Source organism: Pseudomonas sp. UBA6276 (assembly GCF_002438365.1).
GTDB lineage: Bacteria > Pseudomonadota > Gammaproteobacteria > Pseudomonadales > Pseudomonadaceae > Aquipseudomonas > Aquipseudomonas coleopterorum.
This window is the reverse complement of sequence record NZ_DJUS01000007.1, coordinates 54,459-76,533: the sequence shown is the minus strand read 5'-3', so window position 1 is coordinate 76,533 and position 22,075 is coordinate 54,459. Positions and strand designations below refer to the sequence as shown.

Here is a 22,075-nt window from a genome sequence, read left to right as displayed (position 1 = left end):
GTGTACCAGTGCGCGCGCAATTATTATGTACGTACATATTAATATGTATGGTTAATAACAAACATAACAGGATCTTCTCATGTCCAGCACCGTCTTTGATTCCGCTCTCTTTCGTGACATGTTCGGCACAGCGGAAATGCGTGCCGTGTTCTCCGACCAGGCGCTGATCGAACGCTATATCGAAGTGGAAGTGGCACTGGCGCGCGCGCAGGCAAGCTGTGGCGTCATTCCCGGCGAGGCCGCCGAACGCATTGCCGAAAGCGCCACCTATGCATCCCTCGACCTGGCACTCATGCAGCATGAGACCGAAATCGTCGGGTACCCGATTCTCCCGCTGGTCGAGCAACTGTCAAAAATCTGCGGCGATGCAGGTCGCTACGTCCATTGGGGGGCGACCACCCAGGACATCATGGACACCGCCGTCGTACTGCAAGTCCGCGCCGCGCTGCTGCTGATCGAGCGTGATATCAAAGCGGTGCGGGGCCTACTCGCCGACCTCGCCAGGCGCTACCGCGACACCCCCATGGCCGGTCGCACCCACCTGCAGCACGCCCTGCCGATCACCTTCGGCTACAAATGTGCCGTGTGGTTGAGCATGTTCGATCGCCACGCCGAGCGTCTGGTCGAACTGCGTCCGCGGGTTGAAATCGGCCAATTCGCAGGCGCCGCCGGAACCCTGGCGTCCCTGGGCGACAAAGGTCTTGAGGTGCAGGAAGCGCTCATGGCGGAATTGAACCTCGGCGTTCCGCAAGCCACCTGGCACGTTGCCCGGGACGGCCTGGCCGAAACCCTGAATTTCCTCGGCCTGGTCACCGCGTCCCTGGGCAAGGTCGCACTGGACGTCATGATGATGATGACCAGCGAACTGGGCGAGGCGTACGAACCTTTCGTCAAGGGACGCGGCGCCAGCAGCACCATGCCGCAGAAGCGCAATCCCATTTCCTGCGAACTGATGTATGCGGCCGCCAAAGGCGTGCGTCAGCAGGCCGGGCTGATGCTCGACGCCATGATTCAGGACTTCGAACGCTCCACCGGTCCATGGCAAGCCGAATGGATCGCCATTCCCGAAGCCTTCGCCTTGAGCGCCGCGTCGCTGGCCCAGGCCAAGTTCATGCTGGCGGGTCTGGAAGTACGTCCCGAGCGCATGCGCAAGAACCTCGACATGACCCAAGGGCTGATCGTGGCCGAAGCCGTGATGATGGGCCTAGCGCCGGCGCTGGGTCGTCAGGTTGCGCACGACGTGGTCTATGCCGCCTGCCGCCTCGCCAACGATGAAGGCACCAGCCTGCTCGACGCGTTGCTTGCCCAGGGCGAAGCCACCGCTGAACTCGATATCGAAGAGCTCAAGCGACTGACCGATCCGGCCAACTATCTGGGCCTGGCACCGCAGATGGTGGATATCGCCCTGGCCCGTGAGGGCAGCGTCAAACGCTGATTGTTCGAAGGCTCGCCGCGATCGAGCCCTTCTGCCTATTGCTCGCCTATAACAACAACGAGACTGCAGACATGACGACCCTCAACAAAAAACCGTTCTATAAGGACCTGACCTTCCAGGTCATCGCCGCCATGGTGCTGGGCATTGCCTTCGGCTTCCTGGCGCCGGAACTGGCAGCCAAGTTCAAGATTCTCGGGGATATCTTCCTCAAGTTGATCAAGACCGCCGTTGCCCCTCTGGTGTTTTTCACCGTGGTCCACGGCATCGCTTCGGCGGGTGATATAAAGCGGGTCGGCAAGGTCGGCCTGCGCGCGCTGATCTACTTCGAAATCGTCTCCACCATCGCCCTGGCCATTGGCTTGCTCTGGGGCAATCTGCTGAACATCGGCTCGGGCATGCACGATGCGCATCCGAGCAGCGCCACTGCCGCCGCAGCGACTGCGGCAGTCGCCAAAGGTCACGCGCCGGCCTCGACCCTGGACTTCATCTACGGCATCTTCCCCGACAACTTCGTCGGTGCCTTCGCAGGTGGGCAGTTGCTGCAGGTACTGGTCATCTCGGTTTTGTTCGGCTTTGCCCTGCTGGCGCTCAAGCCTGAACGTCGCAGCGTCATCGAAGATGGACTGAGCCGCATTTCCGAATGCTTCTTCGAGTTCATCAACCTGATCATGAAGTTCGCCCCTTTGGGTGCCTTCGGCTCGGTGGCCTATGCCGTAGGCAGCAACGGCGCAGCGGTCCTGATGTCCCTCGCCAACCTGGTGCTGATGTTCTACGTCTGCATCGCTTTCTTCATCTTCGTTGTGCTCGGCATCGTCTGCCGAATCTCGGGGTTCAGCCTGTGGCGCTTCCTCAAGTACATCAAGGATGAAGTCTTCATCGTGCTCGGCACCGCTTCTTCCGAGAGTGCCCTGCCCCGACTGCTGCAGAAGCTCGAGAAGTTCGGTTGCTCCAAGCAGAGTGTGGGACTGGTGCTGCCGACCGGTTATGCCTTCAACCTGGATGGCACCTCCATCTACATGTCGCTGTGCGTGCTGTTCATCGCCAACGCCTATGGCGTACCTCTGAGCTGGGAACAGCAATTGGGCATTATCGCCATCATGCTGGTGACGTCGAAAGGTGCCGCGGCGGTGTCTGGTGGCAGCTTCGTGGTCTTCGCCGCCACGGTCACCGCCATCGGCTCGCTGCCGGTGGAAGGACTGGCGTTGCTGTTCGGGGTGTACCGGTTCATGTCCATGGCGATCGCCACCTGCAACACCATAGGCAACAGTGTGGCCACGGTGGTGGTGTCGAAGTGGTCCGGCGAGTTTACCGAGCACACCGCGCGGGCGGAGTACCATCGGGTATTGGGGCGCAACCCGCAGGCAGCGCTCTGAGCGTCGGCAAGTCGGACTTGCTGAACAGGGCTCATGGGTTTATCCAGCCGTAGGCCATGGCCACCCATGCGCTTGCTCTCTCTGGCCCTGGACGAAGCCAGCGAGAGCAAGCGCCGAGCCGCGGTGCAGTCGGCCACAGGGGAAGTGACGCCCAAGCTGGGCGAATACACCAACGACGTTCTACCTGGCCTTCTACGTCGGCTGGCCCAAGGCGATATCGGCGGTGCCAGTGTCCAGGGAGGTGGTCACGTCATGGGGGTGAGCGTCCAGCATCAAAGTGGCCATGCTGAAAGCGCTAACGTTTTACCCCGCAGCGCTCGGGGTTTTGCAGCGGGTGTACTCCAACTGGTAAAGGGTCGCTTCCGGGGTGCTGGACTGCCCTTCCAGCAACCGACGCAGCTCGACCATGAAGGCATCGCCCGCGGCCTCGACATAGTCGGCAGCACAGCCTTCGATCATGACGATCCAGGCCGGAATCTGCGTGCCTTCGGCGCGGGCCTTTTTCTCGGCGGTTTCGACCTTGCTGACCGCCTCGTCAGCCACGCACAGATGCACGCCCGTGATGCCCTGCCTGTCAGCCAGCGGGGCCAGGACCCGTTGACGCAACGCATCGGAAACGGGCTTGTGCTGCTCCTGTTCAACGTCGAAGCGGACAGTCAGTAGATAGGCGCCCTGCCCCACGCCGCTGGTGTACGTCACATCGCAGATCGAGCGTGCGACGTTGCGATAGGATTTCACCGACTGCTGCGTCCAGGGCGTCGGCGTATTGAGACGCGACAAGTAGTCCTGTCCGCCCAGGACCTGCACGCTGTCTGCCTCGTAAAGGTTGAAGTAGGTCGGCCCCGCATTCAGCGCAATGTAGCGACGCCCGCGCAGAAAGCCTGGAATACCGGCACGCTCGGGCATGTGCTCGCGGTTGTGCCATTCATAGAACTCATCCCGCGCTTCGGGCAGAAGATCGTGCCAGATCGCGACCACACCTGTTCCTGCAAAACTCATGGTGTTCTCCTCGGGTAGTAGTCAGTCAACGTTCGGATGGCGACCGGCTACCCAGGCAGCACCCATTTCAGCCACGTAAGGCACAACCGCCTGAGTTTGCTCGCCCAGCCCCTGGCCGCCGACGCGCATCGTGTCACCCGCCTTGAGGAACACGGGTGGCTTCTGCCCCAGGCCGACCCCCGGTGGCGTACCGGTGATGATCACGTCGCCAGGCATCAGCGGCATGAAGCGGCTCAGGTACGCAACAATGTGGGCGACGCTGAAAATCATCGTGCGGGTGTTGCCGGTCTGCAGGCGCTTGCCGTTGACGTCCAGCCAAAGGTCCAGCGTCTGTGGGTCGGCGATCTCGTCACGGGTAACCAGCCATGGCCCCAGCGGCGCGAAGGAAAAACCGCTTTTGCCCTTGGCCCACTGGCCTTCGTATTCGAGCTGGTAGGCCCGTTCCGACACATCGTTGGCCAGGCAGTAACCGGCGATATGATCCAGCGCCTGCGACTCCGGGATCTGCCAGGCAGGCGTGCCGATGACGATGGCCAGCTCCACTTCCCAATCGAGCTTTTCCGCGCCGGTCGGCAGGATGACCGGATCGTTGGGACCGCTGATGGAGCCGGTGTGCTTGTTGAACACCACTGGCTGGCTCGGGATGGGCGTGTTGGTTTCTGCGGCGTGATCGGAGTAGTTCAGGCCGATGCAGATCAGGTTCGGCACACTGCCCACGCAGGGACCCAGGCGAGTGCCAGGCGCCACCGAGGGCAATTTTTCAATGTCGACGCCGCGCAACTTCTGCAGCACATCCGGGCTGAGGGCCGATGCATCGATGTCATCGACGATGCCCGAAAGGTCGCGGACCTCTCCCTTCGAATCCAGAATGCCTGGTAGTTCCTGCCCCGGTGAACCGAAACGAACTAAGCGCATGTATTACTCCTTGAGCGTTGAGAAATGGACAGACATGGAGCCTGCACGGCCGAACCGAATGTGCAGCGGCTCATTGACGGGTACATCGAGCACACCGGCATAGGATCCGGTGATGATCACCTGGCCTGCCCTCAGGCCTATGCCCTGTGCAGACAGAAAATTGGCCAGCCAGACGATGGGCAGAATGGGGTCGGCGTCCGGGTGTCGCCCGTTGATTTCGATTGGCTGGGCGGCACCGCGCACTGAAATGTCCAGTTCGGCTGGCAACCTTGCACAGGACAACGTCGTCCGCGGCCCAAGGACCAATCCGTGGTTGAACAGGCCGTCGGCCAGCAATTGCTCGAACGGCAGCGATTGCGGATCGGTGTATCGGCAGCCGATCACCTCCAGGGCCAAGTGGGTATCGCCGATGGCAGCGATGATGTGTTCGGCGGTGTAGGGTTCGCCTCTTACCGGCAGATCGCGGGTCAGGATGCAGGCAAGCTCCGGCTCGATCCGCGCCTGCTGGGTATCGGCGGGTAACTCATAACGCTCGCCGCTGACGATGCTGTCGCTGTAGAGGGGCGCCACGATCCACTTGCCGGTGGGTGGCAATGCACATTTCCATCCGCCCACGGTCTTGCCGGCCAATGGCCCGACGCGCTGCTGAATGGCGAAGCCTTCGGCCAGGCTGGTGGGCCGGCCAGACTCCGGCAGCGCTGTCAGGCGGATACCTTCGCGGCGGGCGTGGACCAGGGCAGCGGCTGCGGTGTCCAGCGCAGTTGCTGTTTCACTATGGACAGTTTCACTGCGGGCGCAAGGCTGCTCGTTCATGGACGCACCGAGTGCACATCGTTCTGCCGCGGCCACACCGTGCCCACCTTGTGGGCGGCGTCTTCGAGCAGTGCATGCAGCTCTTCGTAGCGCTCCGGCTGCATGCGCATGACCGGGCCTGCGATGCTCATGGTGCCCACCACCGACCCGCCGGGAATGAGCCTGACCGGCACCGCGATCGCCCACACCCCGGCCTCGGCCTCTTCAACGACCAGACCATACCCGCGCTCGCGTGTCAGCTTCAGATCGCTGAGCAGCGATTCGATGGTGCTGAGCGCTTTGGGCCCCTGACCGGGATTCGCCTCGGTGCTCCCCAGTCCACTGCGCAGCGCAAGCTCGACGGCCTGCTCATCGGGCATCGACGCCAGCCAGGCCTTGCCGTTGGCCGTCGCGTACAGATTGATCGGGTGATCCATGGCGGGCGAATAGACCAACCCAGGCGCCGCGCCTTGCGCTGACGACAGCCAGGACAGGCTGCCTTCGCTGACGACGGTGAGCCGCACCAGTTCCTGGCACTGCCTGGCAACCTGCTCGATGATCGGCTGAACGCGCTCGGGCAAGCCGATGCCGTGCAGGTAACGCTGGCCCAGCAGCGCCAGCTTCAGGGTCAGGCGATATTGCGACGTTGCCTCGTCCTGTTCCGCCCAACCCTGTTCGACCAACTGCGCAAGCACGCGGTGAGCCGGTCCCTTTTCCAGGCCCAGGTCGGCAGCGATGTCGGACATACGCATCCAGCGGGCTTCACGCGCCAGCAGCTCGATGGCTTCAAGACAACGGTCGACGGCACCTTTGACGACTCTCATATTTTTCTCGACTTATCTTTGACATCACAGTGGATTTGATCAACATTGCTATTAACGGAACAGTGTTCCAACAGTATGCAGTCCCCGTTGGATAAGTCAAACCGCTACGGATATTCCATGCATGTACCAGACAATCCGACCTTGCCTACAGCAAGCCACGTGCCGCGAGGTTATGCATCAGTGCCCTCAGGCCATAGGTCCATGGCGCCGCTTCATGGCTGTAGGTCACCCTGTTGCGCAGGGTGCCCAGCAGCGCGCTGCCGATGCTCACCTCGTCACCCTGCTTGTGGGTGAAGCCGCTGCCCGGGGCTTCACGATCCTGGGTGGGCGCAAAGAGGGTGCCCAGAAACAGCATGAAGCCATCGGGGTATTGATGTTCACCGTTCAGCGTCTGGGCCACGAGTTCCAGTGGATCCCGGCTGATCAACGCCATGGAGCTGCTGCCTTGCAGGGTGAATCCGTCCTCACCCTGAACGTGCAGATCGACCACACAGTTGCGCACGTCCTCGAGGCTGAAGGTCTCGTCGAACAATCGAATGAAAGGACCGATGGCGCAGGACGCATTGTTGTCCTTGGCCTTGCTCAACAGCAGTGCACTGCGGCCCTCGAAATCCCGCAGGTTGACGTCGTTGCCCAAGGTCACGCCATGCACGACGCCTTGGCTGTTCACCGCGAGCACGATCTCCGGTTCTGGATTGTTCCATTCGGATTTGCGATGGATGCCGATTTCGCTGCCACTGCCGACTGCAGCCATCACCGGGGCCTTGGTGAAGATCTCCGCATCCGGACCGATCCCCACTTCCAGATACTGCGACCACATCCCCTGCTCGATGAGCACGGCTTTCAGACGCATCGCCGCAGGCGAGCCGGGTTCGATGGCGCGCAAGTTGTCGCCTATCGCCTCCTGAACCAGCCGCCTCACGCTTTCGGCCCTGGCCGCGTCACCTCGCGCCTGCTCCTCGATCACGCGCTCGATCATGCTGGATGCGAAGGTCACACCTGCGGCCTTGATCACCTGGAAATCGGCCGGCGGCAGCAGCGACGGCTCGTTCGGATCGGCATGGTTGCCGGTATTGGCCAGCAACGCCTCGACGGTGCCGATGTACCGGCCCGGCGTCAGACGAACCGCCGACACCGGCGAGCGGTGCTCCAACAGGTCGCTCATCGTGGAAAAGCTGTCGGAAAGATCGAACACGCCCTCAGGTCGAATCACGATCGGCGAAGGTCCTGCGATAGCACCTGGGACCCAGGCGCGGCCAATCAATGTGCCGGCTACGCCATCCACCGGCAGTGTGTTCTGGCGCGTCAGTTTCAAAAGTCCCATCGCAGGTTCCATTTCAGTCGGCTATCGGAGCCTTGAAAGTACTGGACGGGCTTCGAAAATCCCAATGACTCAATCTCACCCATCAATGCTGTTTCGTTATCGACGCGCAGAGGCTCACCGACATGCACAGCGACCACATCACGTTTTCTAGCGTCACACGGTGGCTGAAGATCAAGCACTTGGTTCTGGTCAACAGCCTGGCCAAGACCCGGAACATGCACACCACTGCGCAACACATGAATGTCACCCAGCCGGCCATCAGCAAGCTGCTGCGCGACCTGGAAGAGTCGCTGGGTTTTCCACTGTTCGAGCGACAGACCCGCAATCTGGTACTGACCGAACTGGGCGTGTTCGTCGCCCGCTACGCACGCGTTACCCTGGAAGACACGGAGTCATTCGTGGACCAGGTCAACAAGCTGCGCAAAGGCGGCCATGGCCACTTGAAGATCGGCACCATCTTCGCAGCCACCTCGGTCGTGCTGCCCGAGGCCATCGCCTGCATCAAACGCAAACGTCCGCTGCTGGCCATCGAGGTGATCGAGCAAACCAGCAATCAGTTGCTGGAGATGCTGGAGCAGAAAAAACTCGACCTGATCATCGCGCGCTTCACCCACGATGATTGCCAGTCGTTCGAATTCGTCCCGCTGGGGCCCGAGCCGTTTTGCCTGGTCGCCAACCATGCCCATCCGCTCTGCCAGCTCGACCAAGTACCCTGCGAAGCGCTGAGCGAGTGGCCATGGGTCATGTACCCGTTCAATACCCCCATTCGCAGGCGCATGGAGCGCGCCTTCCGGCTGTTCGACATCGCGTCGCCCACCAATACGGTGGAAACCATTTCGATGCAAACCTTCCTGCAGCTGCTCCAGTCCGGCCCGATGCTGGCCATGCTGCCGGAGTCGATGGTCCAGTCTCACGTGCAGAGCGGACAGTTGCGAGTGCTCAGGACGCCCTTCAGCGTCGAGTCCCAGGATTACGGTGTCATCACCCGAAAGGATGAGCAGGTATCGGAACCGACGCAGAGCTTCATCGATACGCTGCTCGGGTTCGCCAGCCATAGGCGCGCTGCCACCGGCGATCGATGAGGGCGTCGAACCCTGCCATGAGACAAAGTTATCGAGCAATCGAAAGCTCTCATTGGGCAGCCTTTGCGCCGAATCCTATAGTGCCGGCACAAGAATGCGGCGCGCACTGGCGACCGCGCATCACCCCGCAGCCCGTGAGGATGCAATGGACCTGATCATGAAAACCGGCGCCGCCCCCGTGCTGCGCTTGAATGCCCTGGACGATGTGCTGATCGCCAGACGGCCCTTGCTGGAAGGCGAAGTAATTGAGCAGGAGGGCATCACCGTTCGGCAATCGATCGTTCCGGGCCACAAGGTTGCCTGCCGCCGTATCGAAGCCGGTCAACCGGTGAGGCGCTATGGGCAGATCATCGGTTTCGCCATCGCCGCCATCGAACCCGGCGATCACGTCCATGTACACAACCTGGCCATGGGTGAGTTCTCGCGTGATTACGCATTCGGTGTCGATGTACGGGCTGCGTCGACGCCAACCCGGATACCCACCTTCATGGGCATCGTACGCCGCGACGGACGCGTGGCGACGCGCAACTACATCGGCATTCTCACGTCGGTGAATTGCTCGGCCACAGTGGCCCGCGCCATCGCCGACCATTTCCGCAGGGACATCAACCCTGCTGCCCTGCAGGGCTATCCGAACGTGGACGGCGTCGTGGCACTGACCCACTCGGCCGGTTGTGCGGTCGATGCCTCGGGCGATGGCCTGAGCCTGCTGCGGCGGACGCTGGCCGGCTACGCGACCCATCCCAACTTCGCAGCAGTCCTGGTCATCGGCCTGGGCTGCGAGACCAATCAGATCGACGCCTTGCTCAGCACTCAAGGCCTCTCGCGCAGTGACACCCTGCGCACATTCAGCATTCAAGATACCGGCGGCACGTCCAAATCGATTGCCAAGGGGATCGCCCAGGTCCAGGCACTGCTGGGCGAAGCCAATCGGGTCCAACGCGAGCCGGTCGGCGTGCAGCACCTCACCGTGGGGCTGCAGTGCGGCGGTTCGGATGGCTACTCGGGCATCACGGCCAATCCCGCGCTGGGCAATGCGGTGGATCGGCTGGTGGCCTGCGGGGGCACCGCGATTCTTTCCGAAACGCCGGAAATCTACGGTGCCGAGCACCTGCTCACCCGTCGAGCCGTCAGCCGCGAGGTGGGCGAAAAGCTGATCGCGCGAATCCACTGGTGGGAACGCTACTGCGCGCGCATGGGCGCCGAGTTGAACAACAACCCCTCGGCGGGCAACAAGGCAGGCGGCTTGACCACCATTCTTGAGAAGTCGCTGGGCGCAGTGGCGAAGGCCGGCTCGAGCAACCTGACCGATGTCTACGAATACGCGCAAACCGTGACGGCCCATGGCCTGGTGTTCATGGACACCCCTGGCTACGACCCGGTGTCCGCCACAGGGCAAGTGGCTGGCGGGGCCAACCTGATCGCCTTTACCACGGGCCGCGGATCGGCCTATGGATGTGCGCCCGCCCCCTCGATCAAGCTGGCGACCAACAGCGCCCTGTGGGCTCGACAGCGCGAGGACATGGACATCAATTGCGGCGAGATCGCCGAAGACAAACAGACCATCGAAGCCTGCGGCGCGGCGATATTCGATGCGATGCTGCGTATTGCTTCAGGCGAGCGCAGCATGAGCGAGCAACACGGGTACGGGCAGAACGAGTTCGTGCCGTGGCAGATCGATGCCGTGACCTGAGTGTGCAGCAACGCTTTCGACACCGCGCCTATCATCACCGGACATTGGGTAATCATGGCCACACACATCAAAGGCTCCACTCGACTCTACGGATTGGTCGGCCATCGGCTCGCCGCCGCCAAATCCCCACAGCTGCTCAACCCAGTGTTCATAGACCAGGGCGAAGACGCGGTCTGCATTCCGTTTGAGGTAAAGCCCGATGGCTTGAGCAACTTCGTGATCGGCGCCAGAGCCTTGAACAACCTCGCAGGTCTGCTGGTCACCATGCCACACAAGCAAAGCATGTTGGCCCTGGTCGACGAGCTTCACCCAACGGCTCGCCAGGTGGGTGCAATCAACGTGGTCCGATGCGAAAGCGATGGACGCTGGATCGGTGCAGTGTTCGACGGCCTGGGCTGTGTTCTGGGCATGCAACAGGAAGGTCACGAGCCTGCGGGCAAGAACGTGCTGTTGGTGGGCGCAGGCGGCGCCGGTCGCGCGATCGCCTTCGCTGTCGCAGGCGCGGGCGCCCGGTCACTCACAGTGTGCGATGCCGACGAGCAGCGAGCTCGGAGCCTGGCCGAGTCCGTGGCGGCAGAAACGGGCTGTGCCACACGTGTGGGCCCACCCGACCCGCGCGGTCACCATATCGTGATCAACGCAACACCTCTGGGCATGGGCGCAAACGACCCCCTGCCCGTCGACCCGGAACGGCTCGAGCCCGACATGCTGGTCGTCGATATCATCAACTCGCCCCACTCGACACCCCTTTGCCGAGCGGCGCGCGAGAAAGGCTGCAGCACCCAGGACGGCGGCCATCTGCATCGCGGCCAGGCACGCCTGGTTCTGCGCTTCCTGGGATTGAATCAGGACGCGGATGGCGAACCTGGTGGCTTGCCTCCAGAACACGCTCGACCGGATCAGGCCATGACTCGAAGGTTATGAGGGCTGTGCTCGTTCAGGCCAGCGGCGGGACAGCAGTGATGCCGGTTTGCGCCGTCATGCGCCCGCTGTCGACCCGCCAGCTTCGGAATACTGCACACACAGCTGGTTCTTGCCACTGCGCTTGGCGCGGTACAACGCCTCGTCGGTGGCCTTGATCCAGTCGCGCTCGCTGGCGTATTGATGGGAGTACGGCACCAGGCCGATACTCAGCGTCACCTCGATGGGCACGGTCGCATCGACCCAGTCGGAAAACTGCTTGCGGATGTCGTCCAACCGCTGAGTGGCTTCACCCAGGCTCATGTCGAACAGCAGCAGACAGAATTCATCGCCCCCATAGCGCCCGGGGGCAGCCGATGCGCCCAGTCCCGAGCGCAGCAGATTGGCCAGGCGGCCGATGATCGCGTCGCCCATCAGATGGCCGTGCTCGTCGTTAATGCGCTTGAAGTTGTCGATGTCTATCAACGCCACCATCGCGATGACCTCACCTCGTCGGCATCGAGGAAAGATCTCTACCAGCTTTTCCATCCACGAAGCGTGATGCAGCAGGCGGGTCATGCCGTCCAGCTTGCTGATGAGCTTGAAGGCTTTCTTGTGCACCGCCAGTTGCACTGACACGGCGTAGCTGGCGCGGGCCACGATCAGCGGATAGATGATCAGCATGGGCAGGCAGGCCAGTTGCTGCAGCGCGCTGGTCGCCAACGACAACTCGAAGCCCTTCAGGCCCAGGGTCAGAAGCAGCCCCACCCCCTGCAACCCGACAGTGATCCGCAACAGGCGCCATCCGCCCGCTGCCATCGCGTTCATGGCGACCATGGACAGCAGCAGCACGGATGGCAGCAGGTTCAGCGCCATCAGCCCCGCCCAGCCGCCGGCGAACAAGCCATCCAGCGCGAGGCTGCGCAGTTCGACCGCGAACGGGTCTGCGGCTCTGCGTGCGAGCAGGTAGGCAAGGGTCGGCCAGACCATGAGGTTGGTCAGCATCGCAGCCCACGCCCACATCGGCGTGTAGGGGTCGACCCCCAGCACCGTACCGATGAACGTTGCACTCAACAGGCAGCCGATGGAACGGGGCCCGTAGATGCGGCGTGCAAACGTTTCTCCCAACTCACGACGACTGAGTGGCATTCCAAGGCTCTCCGGCGCTGCAATCGATGTGCCCTATCAGAGCTTGGCAGTGCCGGTGATCCGCCAAGGACTTCAGGTCAGGCGGGATGGCACTTTGGCATCGATTTTATCGCAAGCCGGGCATGCAGTCAGCAGCCATTCGGTAGACACAGACAAGTTGGCGACGAACGCCGGACCGCCCCTTCACTGCGCCTGGCCGTAGTCCTCGTCGGTGACCTGCTCCAACCACTCCACGACATTGCCGTCCAGGGCTTCGGCAATGGCAATGTGGCTCATGCCGGTATCCGGCGTTGCGCCGTGCCAGTGCTTGACCTTGGGAGGAATCCACACGGTGTCGCCGGGACGAATCGATTGCCGGACCTGACCCTCCTGCTGCACGTAGCCCGCGCCTGCGGTCACGATCAGCGTCTGCCCCAGTGGATGAGTGTGCCAGGCAGTCCGCGCACCCGGATCGAAGGTCACGGTGGCGCCGCCGATGCGTGCGCCGTCGCTGCCTTTGAACGGCGCATCGACGCGAACCTTCCCGGTAAAGTATTCAGCGGGTCCGACGGCGGACGGCTGGGAACCTGCAGGCGTGACGGTGATATTCATGGGCTGAGCTCCTTCACTTTCGAAAGCTGACAAGGACAATGAGAGCGCGGCGATCGCGAGTGTTTTCATCGAGCGTCCTTTTGGGGTTCGTGCGAGGGCTTCCAATCTACCGGTTACCTGCCCGTTCGATTAGTCGTGGGAAGCTGCATGCATAAGTGAGCGGAGCTCATCAATGTGTCGGGAAGACGCCCATGGTCTGCTCGCATTAATCGATAAGCGAGGTTGCAGGCTCCGGTCGCAACAGGTGGTTACGTCGTACCACCTTCAGCAAAGTGACAAGCGGCGCCGGCCATATTACATTGACTGATATACACTGCTGATATCACCTCAGGAGCTCCCCGATGAGCCGGATTTTAGCCGATCTCACCCCCAAGCAAATCGAAGACCTCAACCATCTGGCTTCGGCTCTCGAGACGTCCCGTGCCGCACTGATCCGGGAGGCTGTGGCTACCTTCGTGGCTGCCAAACGCGAAGAGCTGAAGCACCCTGCGCCAGATGTTTTCGGGCTTTGGAAAGATCGGGACCTGGACAGCCTTGCTTATGAGCAGGCGCTACGCAACGAATGGTGAGGTCTCTGTTCGACACCAATATTCTGATCGATCACCTATGCGGCAGGCCCATGGCAGGCCAAGTGATTCAGGCCGCGCACAGACCCATGATCAGCCTGATTACGTATATGGAAGTGCTCGTAGGCGCAACTGACCCCAAGGAGGCCGAGACGCTACGCCAGTGGATGGAGCTATTCGAAGTCGTACCCGTCTCCCTCGATATCGCCCATGACGCTGTAACACTGCGTCAACAGCGCCGCATCAAGTTACCTGACGCGATCATTTGGGCCAGCGCGCGCTTGGCGGGGGCCACCCTGGTCACTCGTAACACCAAGGATTTTCCCGAGACAGAACGAGGCGTGCAGGTGCCGTATCACCTGTAGCGTTTTTAGGAAAACAGTGCCGAAGCGCCGCTGTGGCGCCGAGCTGACGCGGGACTGAGGCTTAAGGCAGCGGCACAGACTAACAACTGTTAGGTAGTCTATTGACGGCCAATATGCGAAAGGCTATGTTGCGCCTACCTAACATACGCTAGGCGAGAATATTTTCTCCTCAGGACCTGCCCATGACCACCAAACCCCAGCTCTTCACCTCCCCCTCCGCTTTCCCCAATCCGCAACGGCTGCGGTTGTTCATGCACGAGAAAGGCATCGCCGATCAGTTCGACGAGGTCATCTACGACATGGCTCCGGGTGGACAGCAGCGCGGCTGGCGCCACCTGAACATGAACCCGTGGGGCGAAACGCCGACGCTGCAACTGGCCGATGGCAGCTACCTGGCCGAAACGGCGGCCATCGCGCGTTATCTGGATCAGACTTATCCAGGCCGCAAGATCATGGGCGACAGCGCGCTGGAACAAGGTCTGGACACCATGTGGGACAACCGCATCTGGGTGCACATCCTCTATCGCATCGTCACCGCGTTCCATGTGTTGCACACCGGGCTGGGGTTCAAACTCGAACTGACCAGGAACGAAGCATGGGGCGAGCATTGCCGCAAAGAAGCGCTGGCCCATGCGGCCCTGGTAAACCGTCATCTGGCCGATGGCCGTGAATGGCTGCTGGGTGGTGCCGAGCCGACGTTCGCCGATATCACCCTGGCCACTGCCATCGCCTTCTCCAAGTTTCCGGTCAACGCCACCCCGCTCGACGAGCGTTTCGAACACCTGGACGCCTACTGGCAGCGCTGGCAGCAACGCCCGGCCTTCAAGGCGGCCTACGCGGATCGCAGCAGCGGCATCCCGGAGCTGGATTCGCCTGCTGCGTGAGGTGGCGCAAGGGGTATCGATAACCGCGACCGCCAACCCTTGGCGGTCGCGGTGTGAGTCATGCCGGTCCCTTTTGTTTTAAGATGACCGGCTTCCCCGAGAACACGTCCGACGTACACAAGGCACGACAATGAGCATCAATGCCCGCGAGGCCATACTTCTGGCTGCCCGCAACATTGCCCAGTCACAGGGCTACAACGGCCTGAATTACCGCGACTTGGCGAGTGCCGTGGGTATCAAGCCAGCCAGCATCTATTACCACTTCCCCAGCAAGGCCGACCTGGGCATTGCCGTGGCTCGACGGTACTGGGAAGACGGAGCGGCGGCACTTGAAGTCATCTGCGAGCAAACCCCGAACCCTCTGCAGGCACTGCAACGCTTCCCGGAGATCTTTCGGCGCTCGCTCGAGGCGGATAACCGGCTGTGCCTGGGCAGCTTCGTGGGGGCCGAGACCGATAATCTTCCCCCTGCCATGGCCGAGGAGATCCAGGCGTTTGCCCAGGTCAACATCGCCTGGCTGAGCCGTCAGCTGGTCGCTGCACAAGTGTGCGACGCGGGCGACAGCGACGCGCGGGCACGGGCCATTTTTTCGGCCGTGGCCGGTGCCCAACTCATTGCCCGAAGCCGGGCGGACATCTCGTTGTACGACACGCTGATCCAATCCTATCGAGCCTATGGGCCACTGCCGGCGTGAAGCCGCAATCGATTCAACTCCGCGCTGCGGAAATAAAAGCGGTTACTCATCGGCTTTCCCAACTATTTACTAAACATTGATTGAGCTTTGCGATGAGCGGTCGATACCCCTTGAAGAGGGATACATCCAATCCGAGGGTAACAACGTGTTCAATTCAGCGCTGAAACGTAAGTTGCAATCCCAGGACGCTGAAATCATCAAACACCAAGGATTGGTGAATGCTCTGGACCGCTCGATGGCAATCGTCGAGTTGGGTCTGGATGGCAAAGTCATTCGTGCCAACGATAACTTCTTGAGAATCATGGGCTATCGCGCCGAGCAGATTCTCGGCGTGGCGCATTCGGATCTTTGTCCGACCGCGTTGGTTCGCAGCTCGGCGTATAACGAGTTCTGGGGCCGTCTTCGAGCCGGGGAGTTCGTTTCCGGCACCTTCCAGCGGATCGGTGCAGACGGCCGAAAGGTGTGGCTGGAGGCCAGTTACAGTCCGGTGCTGGATGAGCAGGGAAAAGTCTGCAAGGTCGTCAAGTTCGCACTGGATGTCACGCAAAAGGTGCTGCAGGATGCCGAGGCCAACAGCAAGCTCAATGCGCTGGATCGAGCGATGGCGGTCATCGAGTTCGACCTCAACGGCAATATCATTCAGGCCAACCAGAACTTTCTGAATACCATGGGCTATGCCCAGACTGACCTGAAAGGTAAGCATCACAGAATGTTCTGCGAAGCCGATCTGGTCGGCAGCAGTGAGTACACTGACTTCTGGAAACGACTCAACTCCGGAGAAGTCTTCAGTGGTCAGTTCAAGCGCATCGGCAAGCACGGAAGGACGCTGTGGCTCGAAGCGACCTACAACCCCGTCTTCGATGCGGACGGCACCCTGACCAAGATCGTCAAGTTCGCCAGCGACATCACCGAGCGCGTGGAGAAGTTCGAGGAAGACTCGCGCAGTGCTTCGCGCGCCTACCATATCTCGGCCGAAACCGAGAAAGTCGCCGAGCAGGGCGCCGAAGTCATTCAGCAAACGGCGGTGGAAATGCGCCTGATCGCCGACCATATCGAGTCCTCGGCGCGCCTCGTGGGCCAACTGGGTGATCGCTCGGAGCAGATCACGGCGATCGTCAACACTATTCGCAGCATCGCTGACCAGACCAACCTTCTAGCCCTCAACGCAGCCATCGAAGCGGCGCGCGCCGGCGACCAGGGTCGCGGCTTTGCCGTGGTGGCCGACGAAGTCAGGCAACTGGCGGGGCGCACCAGTCGGTCGACCAGCGAGATCGCCGAGATGATCGGCAAGATTCTGGCCGAGACCCGGGATGCGGTGACCAGCATCAACTCCACCCACGAAGGTGCGCAGCGCGGTGTCTTGCTGGCGGAACAGGCCGGCTTGGTCATTCTGCAGATCCGCACCGGTACCAGCGATGCCGTGGAGGCGGTGAGCATGTTCGCGTCCAAACTGGATGAATCGGAGGTGATTCCAAAGACGGCAGTTGGCTGGATGGGCTGATTCACATAAACACATTCGAATGTGTTAATGTATGGCCACTTTCAGTAGCCCTACGGAATCACCATGACCGACGCCAGCTTGTTCAGCCCTCTCACCCTCGGTGGCCTGACGCTCAAGAACCGCATTGCCCTCCCTCCTCTGACGCGGTCCCGGAGCAGCCAGCCGGGCGACGTCCCCAATGCCTTGATGAGCACCTATTACCGGCAGCGCGCCAGCGCCGGGTTCATGATCACCGAAGGCACGCAGATAGAACCACGCGGCCAGGGTTATGCCTGGACGCCTGGCATCTACAGCCAGGAGCAGATTGCCGGCTGGCAACAGGTGACCCGCGCCGTTCATGAAGAAGGCGGCGTGATCTTCTGCCAGCTCTGGCACGTCGGGCGGGTGTCCCATGACAGCCTGCAACCTGACAACCAGCCACCCGTCGCGCCCTCCGCCATTGCAGCAACGTCGGTGAAAGTGTTTATCGAGACCGGCCCCGAAACGGGCGAGCTGGCAGACCCCAGCCTGCCTCGCGCACTGTCCACGGCAGAGGTCAAAGCGCTGGTGGAGTTGTACCGCGTGGCCGCCGTGAACGCGAAGGAAGCAGGCTTCGACGGCGTCGAACTGCATTCGGCCAACGGTTACCTGCTCAATCAGTTCCTGTCCGAACACACCAACCAGCGCACCGACGAATACGGCGGCTCTCTGGAAAACCGTCTGCGTTTTCTGCGTGAAGTGACCGAAGCGGTGATCTCCGTGTTCGGCCGCGAGCGTGTCGGCGTGCGTTTCGCGCCGCTTTTCGAAACCACCGAGGAGGCCCGTGTCTACCTGGGCCTGGTGGAAAGCGATCCTCATGCCACCTACGTTCAGGCGGCGGCCATGTTGAATTCGCTGGGGATCGGTTACCTGTCCATTGCCGAAGCCGACTGGGACAACGCTCCGGAGTTGCCTGTGAGCTTCCGCCGGGCGCTGCGCGAAACCTTCGACAATCCGATCATGTATTCCGGCTGCTACACCCGGGAAAAAGCCGAACGGGTGCTCGCTGACGGTCATGGCGATCTGTTCGGATTCGGCCGCACGTTCATCGCCAACCCGGATTTGCCGAAGCGCTTCGCGCACGGCGCGCCACTCAATCCGGTCGACCACGCAACGCTTTATGGCGGTGGAGAACGGGGTTACATCGACTATCCGTTCATGACCCCTTAAAATAAATGCTTCCGGGCGGGTTCACCCTCGCCCATCCACAGGGTCAGGCATCCACATGACGGCGTTGAACGAGGCATTGAAAGTTCTATCCAGCCCTACACGGCGAGCCGTCCTGACCTGGCTCAAGGATCCTCATCGATCGTTCGCAGGCTACAGCCAGCTGTACGATTTCAGTGTCCACGGCGTCTGTGCCAGCCTGATTCAGGACAAGGCCGGGCTGTCGCAGCCGGCCACCTCCATCTGCCTCAAAGCCTTGCTCGACCAAGGTTTCGTCGAAGCCAGCAAAGTGGGCAAATGGACCTACTACAAACGCAACGAGGAGCAGATCACGGCGGCGATGGCCGGGTTGCTGACCGATCTGGAAGTCGACATCGCGGATCGATAGCGCACGCTCCGTCATGCCGAGTTCTGGTCCTGCGCTTCGCGCCCTCTTTTGAAATCCATGATCTGGGGCAGGTTGTCCTCGATCCAGTCCACCACCGTTTCCAGCTTCGTAGCGGCCTGAGTGCCCAGCGGCGTCAGGCTGTACTCGACGTACGGTGGTACCACCGGCAGCGCCAGACGCTGCACCAGTCCGTCGCCTTCGAGCCGTTGCAGCGTCTGCGCGAGCATCTTCTCGCTGACGCCGCCGATCTTGCGCCGCAGCTCGCTGAAGCGATGGGTGCCTCCCAGCAGCACCACCAGCACCAGCACGCCCCAGCGACTGGTCATGTGCTGGAGGATTTCCCGCGAAGGACAGTCCGCCTGCAACACTTCGCCGCGACGCAGCTTCTCGGCAAACCGGTGCGAATCGCTTTCAGCATGAGACATGGCACTTACCTTTTCGTACGTACTTACTTTTCGTAAGCTTCTATTCTAGCATCGGATTTTCTTCAACGAGAATCGAGGTGCTTTCATGATCGCCATTACCGGTGCAACGGGCCAACTGGGCCGCTTGGTCATCGATGCATTGCTGAAAAACCAGAAACCCGCAGCCCTGATCGCGTTGGTGCGTGACCCGGCCAAGGCGCGTGACCTGGCGGCCAAAGGCATCGACGTGCGGGCAGCGGACTACAACGAACCCGACACTTTGCACAGCGCGCTGACAGGGGTGGAGCGTCTGTTGCTGATCTCATCCAGTGAAGTCGGGCAACGCCGTGCACAGCATCGTGCCGTCATCGAAGCCGCCCGGTCGGCAGGCGTGAAATTGCTGGCCTATACCAGCCTGCTGCATGCCGACACATCGACGCTCGGCCTCGCCTCGGAACATCGCGATACCGAACAGGCACTGGCCGAGTCTGGCCTGCCCCATGTCATCCTGCGCAATGGTTGGTACAACGAGAATTACACGGCCGGCGTTGCACCGGCTGTCGAACACGGCGCGATCCTGGGCAGCGCGAGAGACGGCCGAATTTCCTCGGCAGCCCGTGCCGACTACGCTGAGGCCGCAGCGGCGGTGCTGACCCGCGACGACCAGGCCGGCAAGGTCTACGAACTGGCCGGCGACGACAGCTACACCCTGGCCGAGCTGGCTGCCGAAGTGGCGCAACAGTCAGGCAAGGCCGTCGTCTACAACGACCTGCCGCAAGCGCAGTACCAAGAGGCGCTGGTCAGTGTCGGGCTGCCTGTCGAATTGGCGGCGATGCTGGCCGACTCGGACGCCTGCGCAGCCAAAGGTGACCTGTACGACAACAGCCGGCAGTTGAGCCAATTGCTGGGTCACCCCACGACACCAATCGCCCAATCGGTCAGCGCCGCCCTGAAACACTGATCAACGCTTCAGGGATCGGCAGGGGCAAGGGCGAGTTTGAAGCAGCGCCCCTGCCCGCCTGCCTTCAATGACCGCTGACCACTTGCGCGGAAACCCGACCTCCTCCGGCAAATCCATGCATTCGCGCCTGGTAGGCAATGCCCAGGCCGATGAGCGTCAAGGCCAGCAGCACCCAGGGAAACGTACCCACGCCCCAATGGCCCAGCAAGACGCCCCCGAGTAACCCACCACCTGCAATCGCGCTGTTCCAGACCACGACATTCATCGACAGGGCAACATCGGCGCCCCGGCCCGCGGAGTCGGCCAGTGCCGTCTGCAACAGGGTGGCGGCGCCGCCAAACGTCAGCCCCCAGATCGCCACGCCCAGATAAATCGCGATCGCCGAGGTCATGAACAGGCCGAGGAATACTGCAACGGCGGCAAAGCTGGCCAGACTGAACAGGACCGCTGGGCGCAGATGACGATCGACCAGGCGCCCCGTCACCCAGATGCCCGCCAGCGCGGCGATGCCGAAGGCCAGCAGGACCAGATCGACATCGTTGGCCAGCCCCGCCTTCGCTACGAAGGGTGCGATGTAGGTATAGAGGATGTTGTGCGCCAGCATCCAGGTGAACACCACGCCCAGCACCGGCCGCACCCCTGGGGTGAAAAAGACCTCGTGTAACGCCAGCCGCTGGGTCGAAGACTGCCCCGGATAGTCCGGCACCTTGACCAGTACCCAGCCGATCAGCACCAGCGTCAAGACGGACATCAACGCAAACGCCATGCGCCAGCCCATGAAGCCGCCCAGCCAGGTACCCAGGGGGACGCCCAGCGACAGCGCGATCGGGGTGCCGATCATCGCCACGGCCAGCGCCCGGCCCTGCAGTTGCGGCACGACCATGCGTCGCGCATACCCGGCAATCAAGCTCCAGGCCAGACCCGCCGACACACCTGCAAAGAACCTGGCAACCAAGGTCAGTGCGTAATGGGACGACCAGGCAGTGATGGAATTGAACAGCAGAAATCCTGCGATCGTCAGCAGCAGGACGGTTCTGCGCCGCCAGCTCTGCGTCGCGATGGTCAACGGGATGGCCGCCAGCAATGACCCCAGGGCGTAGACGGTCACCATCTGGCCAGCCAGCGACGGCGAGATGCCCAGGCCGCTGCCGATCTGCGGAAGCAGGCCAGCGGGCAGCGTCTCGGTGACGATGCAAATGAAACCGGTCATCGCCAGGGCCAATAAAGCGCCGAGCGGGAGTGTGTCGCGTTGTGTTTCATCCGTGGTCATCCGGTGTGCTCCTCTGGATTTATATATCGATCGGTATAAATCTAAAGAAGCCGCTCGCCGTGGTCAACCATTTATGTATCGTTTAGTATCTATGTACCACCGAAGGAGATCTGACATGGCTCAGATGGGACGCCCTCGCACGTTCGACCGCGACGAGGCAATCACTCAGGCGATGCACCTGTTCTGGGAGCATGGCTACGACGCCACCTCGCTCAGCCAGCTCAAGGCCAGCATTGGCGGGGGTATCACCGCGCCCAGTTTCTACGCCGCCTTCGGCTCCAAGCAGGCGCTGTTCCATGAGGTTGTCGAGCGCTATCTCGGCACCCATGGCCGCGTCACGGAAAGCCTGTTCGATCCCGCCCTGCCTCCCAGGACGGCCATCGAACTAACCCTGCGCCGCTCGGCCAGCATGCAGTCCGAGGCCGGTCACCCAACCGGATGCCTAGTCGCTCTGGGGCTGATGAGCACCTGTTCGGCCGAGAGCAAAATCATCTCCAAGCCGTTGGTGAACGCAAGAAATGCCAACCGGGCCGGCCTGCGCGCCTGCGTCGAGCGCGGAATCAACACCGGTGAGCTCCCGAAAACCGTGATCCCTGAAGTGCTTGCCACCGCGTTCGACAGTTTTCTGCTGGGCCTGTCGACCCTGGCTCGCGACGGTGTGACGGCGGCTACCCTGGACGCAGCGGTCGATCAGATGATGGGACTGTGGGACAGCCTGAGCACAGGTCACACTGCCTGATCGCTGTTCGGCTCAGCCCCGACAGCGTTGCGACGAACGCC

General features: G+C 61.7%; 23 protein-coding genes and 1 pseudogene. 15 read left to right on the top strand and 9 right to left on the bottom strand.

The window, feature by feature from the left end:
- Window positions 1-79: 79 nt before the first annotated feature.
- Both B2V21_RS01405 and dctA read left to right on the top strand, forming a co-directional pair.
- Window positions 80-1,435, top strand: coding sequence for a class-II fumarase/aspartase family protein (locus B2V21_RS01405; RefSeq protein WP_286915810.1), 1,356 nt, complete (start codon window positions 80-82; stop codon window positions 1,433-1,435).
- A 71-nt stretch (window positions 1,436-1,506) separates the two neighbouring features.
- The gene (dctA, locus tag B2V21_RS01400) at window positions 1,507-2,808 is read left to right on the top strand and encodes a C4-dicarboxylate transporter DctA (protein ID WP_049859236.1); all 1,302 of its coding nucleotides are present in this window, start codon (window positions 1,507-1,509) and stop codon (window positions 2,806-2,808) included.
- A 303-nt stretch (window positions 2,809-3,111) separates the two neighbouring features.
- Here dctA and B2V21_RS01395 read toward each other — a convergent pair whose 3' ends face one another.
- The 5 genes from B2V21_RS01395 to B2V21_RS01375 form a co-directional block, all read right to left on the bottom strand.
- Window positions 3,112-3,807 (bottom strand): DUF4286 family protein, encoded by a 696-nt coding sequence (locus tag B2V21_RS01395; protein ID WP_286915809.1) that lies wholly within the window; start codon window positions 3,805-3,807, stop codon window positions 3,112-3,114.
- 21 nt (window positions 3,808-3,828) lie between these two features.
- Window positions 3,829-4,722 carry a fumarylacetoacetate hydrolase family protein gene (locus B2V21_RS01390; RefSeq protein WP_286915808.1) on the bottom strand — a complete coding sequence of 298 codons (894 nt, stop codon included), beginning with the start codon at window positions 4,720-4,722 and terminating at the stop codon, window positions 3,829-3,831.
- A gap of 3 nt (window positions 4,723-4,725) precedes the next feature.
- Complete coding sequence (locus B2V21_RS01385; RefSeq protein WP_286915807.1) at window positions 4,726-5,535, bottom strand: 2-keto-4-pentenoate hydratase; 810 nt, start codon at window positions 5,533-5,535, stop codon at window positions 4,726-4,728.
- Window positions 5,532-6,338 carry an IclR family transcriptional regulator gene (locus tag B2V21_RS01380; RefSeq protein WP_049859231.1) on the bottom strand — a complete coding sequence of 269 codons (807 nt, stop codon included), beginning with the start codon at window positions 6,336-6,338 and terminating at the stop codon, window positions 5,532-5,534. Before B2V21_RS01380 ends, B2V21_RS01385 begins: the two co-directional genes overlap by 4 nt.
- 145 nt (window positions 6,339-6,483) lie before the next feature.
- Complete coding sequence (locus B2V21_RS01375) at window positions 6,484-7,662, bottom strand: fumarylacetoacetate hydrolase family protein (protein WP_286915806.1); 1,179 nt, start codon at window positions 7,660-7,662, stop codon at window positions 6,484-6,486.
- A gap of 122 nt (window positions 7,663-7,784) precedes the next feature.
- On the opposite strand from B2V21_RS01375, the gene B2V21_RS01370 reads away from it, so the two are divergent.
- The 3 genes from B2V21_RS01370 (at window position 7,785) to B2V21_RS01360 (ending at window position 11,361) form a co-directional block, all read left to right on the top strand.
- Complete coding sequence (locus B2V21_RS01370; RefSeq protein WP_286915805.1) at window positions 7,785-8,744, top strand: LysR family transcriptional regulator; 960 nt, start codon at window positions 7,785-7,787, stop codon at window positions 8,742-8,744.
- A gap of 145 nt (window positions 8,745-8,889) precedes the next feature.
- Entirely contained in the window at window positions 8,890-10,437 is a 1,548-nt protein-coding gene (locus B2V21_RS01365) for a UxaA family hydrolase (protein ID WP_286915804.1), read from the top strand.
- 54 nt (window positions 10,438-10,491) lie between these two features.
- Window positions 10,492-11,361 (top strand): shikimate dehydrogenase family protein, encoded by an 870-nt coding sequence (locus tag B2V21_RS01360; RefSeq protein ID WP_286915803.1) that lies wholly within the window; start codon window positions 10,492-10,494, stop codon window positions 11,359-11,361.
- A gap of 54 nt (window positions 11,362-11,415) precedes the next feature.
- On the opposite strand, the gene B2V21_RS01355 is transcribed toward B2V21_RS01360, so the two are convergent.
- Window positions 11,416-12,486, bottom strand: a complete 1,071-nt coding sequence (locus B2V21_RS01355; protein WP_286915802.1) for a diguanylate cyclase — start codon at window positions 12,484-12,486, stop codon at window positions 11,416-11,418.
- Window positions 12,487-12,669: 183 nt separating this feature from the next.
- Complete coding sequence (locus tag B2V21_RS01350; RefSeq protein WP_122741937.1) at window positions 12,670-13,146, bottom strand: (R)-mandelonitrile lyase; 477 nt, start codon at window positions 13,144-13,146, stop codon at window positions 12,670-12,672.
- Window positions 13,147-13,418: 272 nt separating this feature from the next.
- On the opposite strand from B2V21_RS01350, the gene B2V21_RS01345 reads away from it, so the two are divergent.
- From B2V21_RS01345 to B2V21_RS01315, 8 genes and pseudogenes are all read left to right on the top strand, one after another.
- Entirely contained in the window at window positions 13,419-13,646 is a 228-nt protein-coding gene (locus B2V21_RS01345) for a ribbon-helix-helix protein, CopG family (protein ID WP_286915801.1), read from the top strand.
- Window positions 13,640-14,008, top strand: a complete 369-nt coding sequence (locus tag B2V21_RS01340; protein ID WP_286915800.1) for a type II toxin-antitoxin system VapC family toxin — start codon at window positions 13,640-13,642, stop codon at window positions 14,006-14,008. The genes B2V21_RS01345 and B2V21_RS01340 overlap by 7 nt, the downstream gene beginning before the upstream one ends.
- Before the next feature lie 182 nt (window positions 14,009-14,190).
- Window positions 14,191-14,892, top strand: coding sequence for a glutathione S-transferase family protein (locus B2V21_RS01335; protein WP_286915799.1), 702 nt, complete (start codon window positions 14,191-14,193; stop codon window positions 14,890-14,892).
- 130 nt (window positions 14,893-15,022) lie between these two features.
- A complete protein-coding gene (locus B2V21_RS01330; protein WP_049859223.1) occupies window positions 15,023-15,586 on the top strand; it encodes a TetR/AcrR family transcriptional regulator in 564 nt (187 codons plus the stop codon).
- Between the two features lie 235 nt (window positions 15,587-15,821).
- Window positions 15,822-16,499, top strand: a pseudogene (locus B2V21_RS21525) (PAS domain-containing protein); the annotation flags it as partial.
- A 3-nt stretch (window positions 16,500-16,502) separates the two neighbouring features.
- Window positions 16,503-17,087 carry a methyl-accepting chemotaxis protein gene (locus tag B2V21_RS21520; protein WP_269083343.1) on the top strand — a complete coding sequence of 195 codons (585 nt, stop codon included), beginning with the start codon at window positions 16,503-16,505 and terminating at the stop codon, window positions 17,085-17,087.
- Between the two features lie 63 nt (window positions 17,088-17,150).
- Entirely contained in the window at window positions 17,151-18,275 is a 1,125-nt protein-coding gene (locus B2V21_RS01320; protein WP_286915798.1) for an alkene reductase, read from the top strand.
- 55 nt (window positions 18,276-18,330) lie between these two features.
- Window positions 18,331-18,660: an ArsR/SmtB family transcription factor gene (locus B2V21_RS01315; RefSeq protein WP_049859220.1), complete on the top strand. Its 330-nt coding sequence runs from the start codon at window positions 18,331-18,333 to the stop codon at window positions 18,658-18,660.
- A gap of 11 nt (window positions 18,661-18,671) precedes the next feature.
- On the opposite strand, the gene B2V21_RS01310 is transcribed toward B2V21_RS01315, so the two are convergent.
- Window positions 18,672-19,085 carry a winged helix-turn-helix transcriptional regulator gene (locus B2V21_RS01310; protein ID WP_056843003.1) on the bottom strand — a complete coding sequence of 138 codons (414 nt, stop codon included), beginning with the start codon at window positions 19,083-19,085 and terminating at the stop codon, window positions 18,672-18,674.
- 85 nt (window positions 19,086-19,170) lie between these two features.
- Here B2V21_RS01310 and B2V21_RS01305 point away from each other — a divergent pair, with 85 nt between their 5' ends.
- Window positions 19,171-20,025: an SDR family oxidoreductase gene (locus B2V21_RS01305; RefSeq protein WP_286915797.1), complete on the top strand. Its 855-nt coding sequence runs from the start codon at window positions 19,171-19,173 to the stop codon at window positions 20,023-20,025.
- A 64-nt stretch (window positions 20,026-20,089) separates the two neighbouring features.
- On the opposite strand, the gene B2V21_RS01300 is transcribed toward B2V21_RS01305, so the two are convergent.
- Window positions 20,090-21,295: an MFS transporter gene (locus tag B2V21_RS01300; RefSeq protein ID WP_286915796.1), complete on the bottom strand. Its 1,206-nt coding sequence runs from the start codon at window positions 21,293-21,295 to the stop codon at window positions 20,090-20,092.
- A gap of 115 nt (window positions 21,296-21,410) precedes the next feature.
- Between B2V21_RS01300 and B2V21_RS01295 the strand changes: the two genes are divergently transcribed.
- Entirely contained in the window at window positions 21,411-22,034 is a 624-nt protein-coding gene (locus B2V21_RS01295) for a TetR/AcrR family transcriptional regulator (RefSeq protein WP_286915795.1), read from the top strand.
- Window positions 22,035-22,075: the final 41 nt, after the last annotated feature.

Coding starts and splice junctions, on each gene's coding strand:
- B2V21_RS01405 (WP_286915810.1), top strand. CDS start 80: ATGTCCAGCACCGTCTTTGATTCCGCTCTCTTTCGTGACATGTTCGGC.
- dctA (WP_049859236.1), top strand. CDS start 1,507: ATGACGACCCTCAACAAAAAACCGTTCTATAAGGACCTGACCTTCCAG.
- B2V21_RS01395 (WP_286915809.1), bottom strand. CDS start 3,807: ATGAGTTTTGCAGGAACAGGTGTGGTCGCGATCTGGCACGATCTTCTG.
- B2V21_RS01390 (WP_286915808.1), bottom strand. CDS start 4,722: ATGCGCTTAGTTCGTTTCGGTTCACCGGGGCAGGAACTACCAGGCATT.
- B2V21_RS01385 (WP_286915807.1), bottom strand. CDS start 5,535: ATGAACGAGCAGCCTTGCGCCCGCAGTGAAACTGTCCATAGTGAAACA.
- B2V21_RS01380 (WP_049859231.1), bottom strand. CDS start 6,338: ATGAGAGTCGTCAAAGGTGCCGTCGACCGTTGTCTTGAAGCCATCGAG.
- B2V21_RS01375 (WP_286915806.1), bottom strand. CDS start 7,662: ATGGGACTTTTGAAACTGACGCGCCAGAACACACTGCCGGTGGATGGC.
- B2V21_RS01370 (WP_286915805.1), top strand. CDS start 7,785: ATGCACAGCGACCACATCACGTTTTCTAGCGTCACACGGTGGCTGAAG.
- B2V21_RS01365 (WP_286915804.1), top strand. CDS start 8,890: ATGGACCTGATCATGAAAACCGGCGCCGCCCCCGTGCTGCGCTTGAAT.
- B2V21_RS01360 (WP_286915803.1), top strand. CDS start 10,492: ATGGCCACACACATCAAAGGCTCCACTCGACTCTACGGATTGGTCGGC.
- B2V21_RS01355 (WP_286915802.1), bottom strand. CDS start 12,486: ATGCCACTCAGTCGTCGTGAGTTGGGAGAAACGTTTGCACGCCGCATC.
- B2V21_RS01350 (WP_122741937.1), bottom strand. CDS start 13,146: ATGAAAACACTCGCGATCGCCGCGCTCTCATTGTCCTTGTCAGCTTTC.
- B2V21_RS01345 (WP_286915801.1), top strand. CDS start 13,419: ATGAGCCGGATTTTAGCCGATCTCACCCCCAAGCAAATCGAAGACCTC.
- B2V21_RS01340 (WP_286915800.1), top strand. CDS start 13,640: ATGGTGAGGTCTCTGTTCGACACCAATATTCTGATCGATCACCTATGC.
- B2V21_RS01335 (WP_286915799.1), top strand. CDS start 14,191: ATGACCACCAAACCCCAGCTCTTCACCTCCCCCTCCGCTTTCCCCAAT.
- B2V21_RS01330 (WP_049859223.1), top strand. CDS start 15,023: ATGAGCATCAATGCCCGCGAGGCCATACTTCTGGCTGCCCGCAACATT.
- B2V21_RS01320 (WP_286915798.1), top strand. CDS start 17,151: ATGACCGACGCCAGCTTGTTCAGCCCTCTCACCCTCGGTGGCCTGACG.
- B2V21_RS01315 (WP_049859220.1), top strand. CDS start 18,331: ATGACGGCGTTGAACGAGGCATTGAAAGTTCTATCCAGCCCTACACGG.
- B2V21_RS01310 (WP_056843003.1), bottom strand. CDS start 19,085: ATGTCTCATGCTGAAAGCGATTCGCACCGGTTTGCCGAGAAGCTGCGT.
- B2V21_RS01305 (WP_286915797.1), top strand. CDS start 19,171: ATGATCGCCATTACCGGTGCAACGGGCCAACTGGGCCGCTTGGTCATC.
- B2V21_RS01300 (WP_286915796.1), bottom strand. CDS start 21,295: ATGACCACGGATGAAACACAACGCGACACACTCCCGCTCGGCGCTTTA.
- B2V21_RS01295 (WP_286915795.1), top strand. CDS start 21,411: ATGGCTCAGATGGGACGCCCTCGCACGTTCGACCGCGACGAGGCAATC.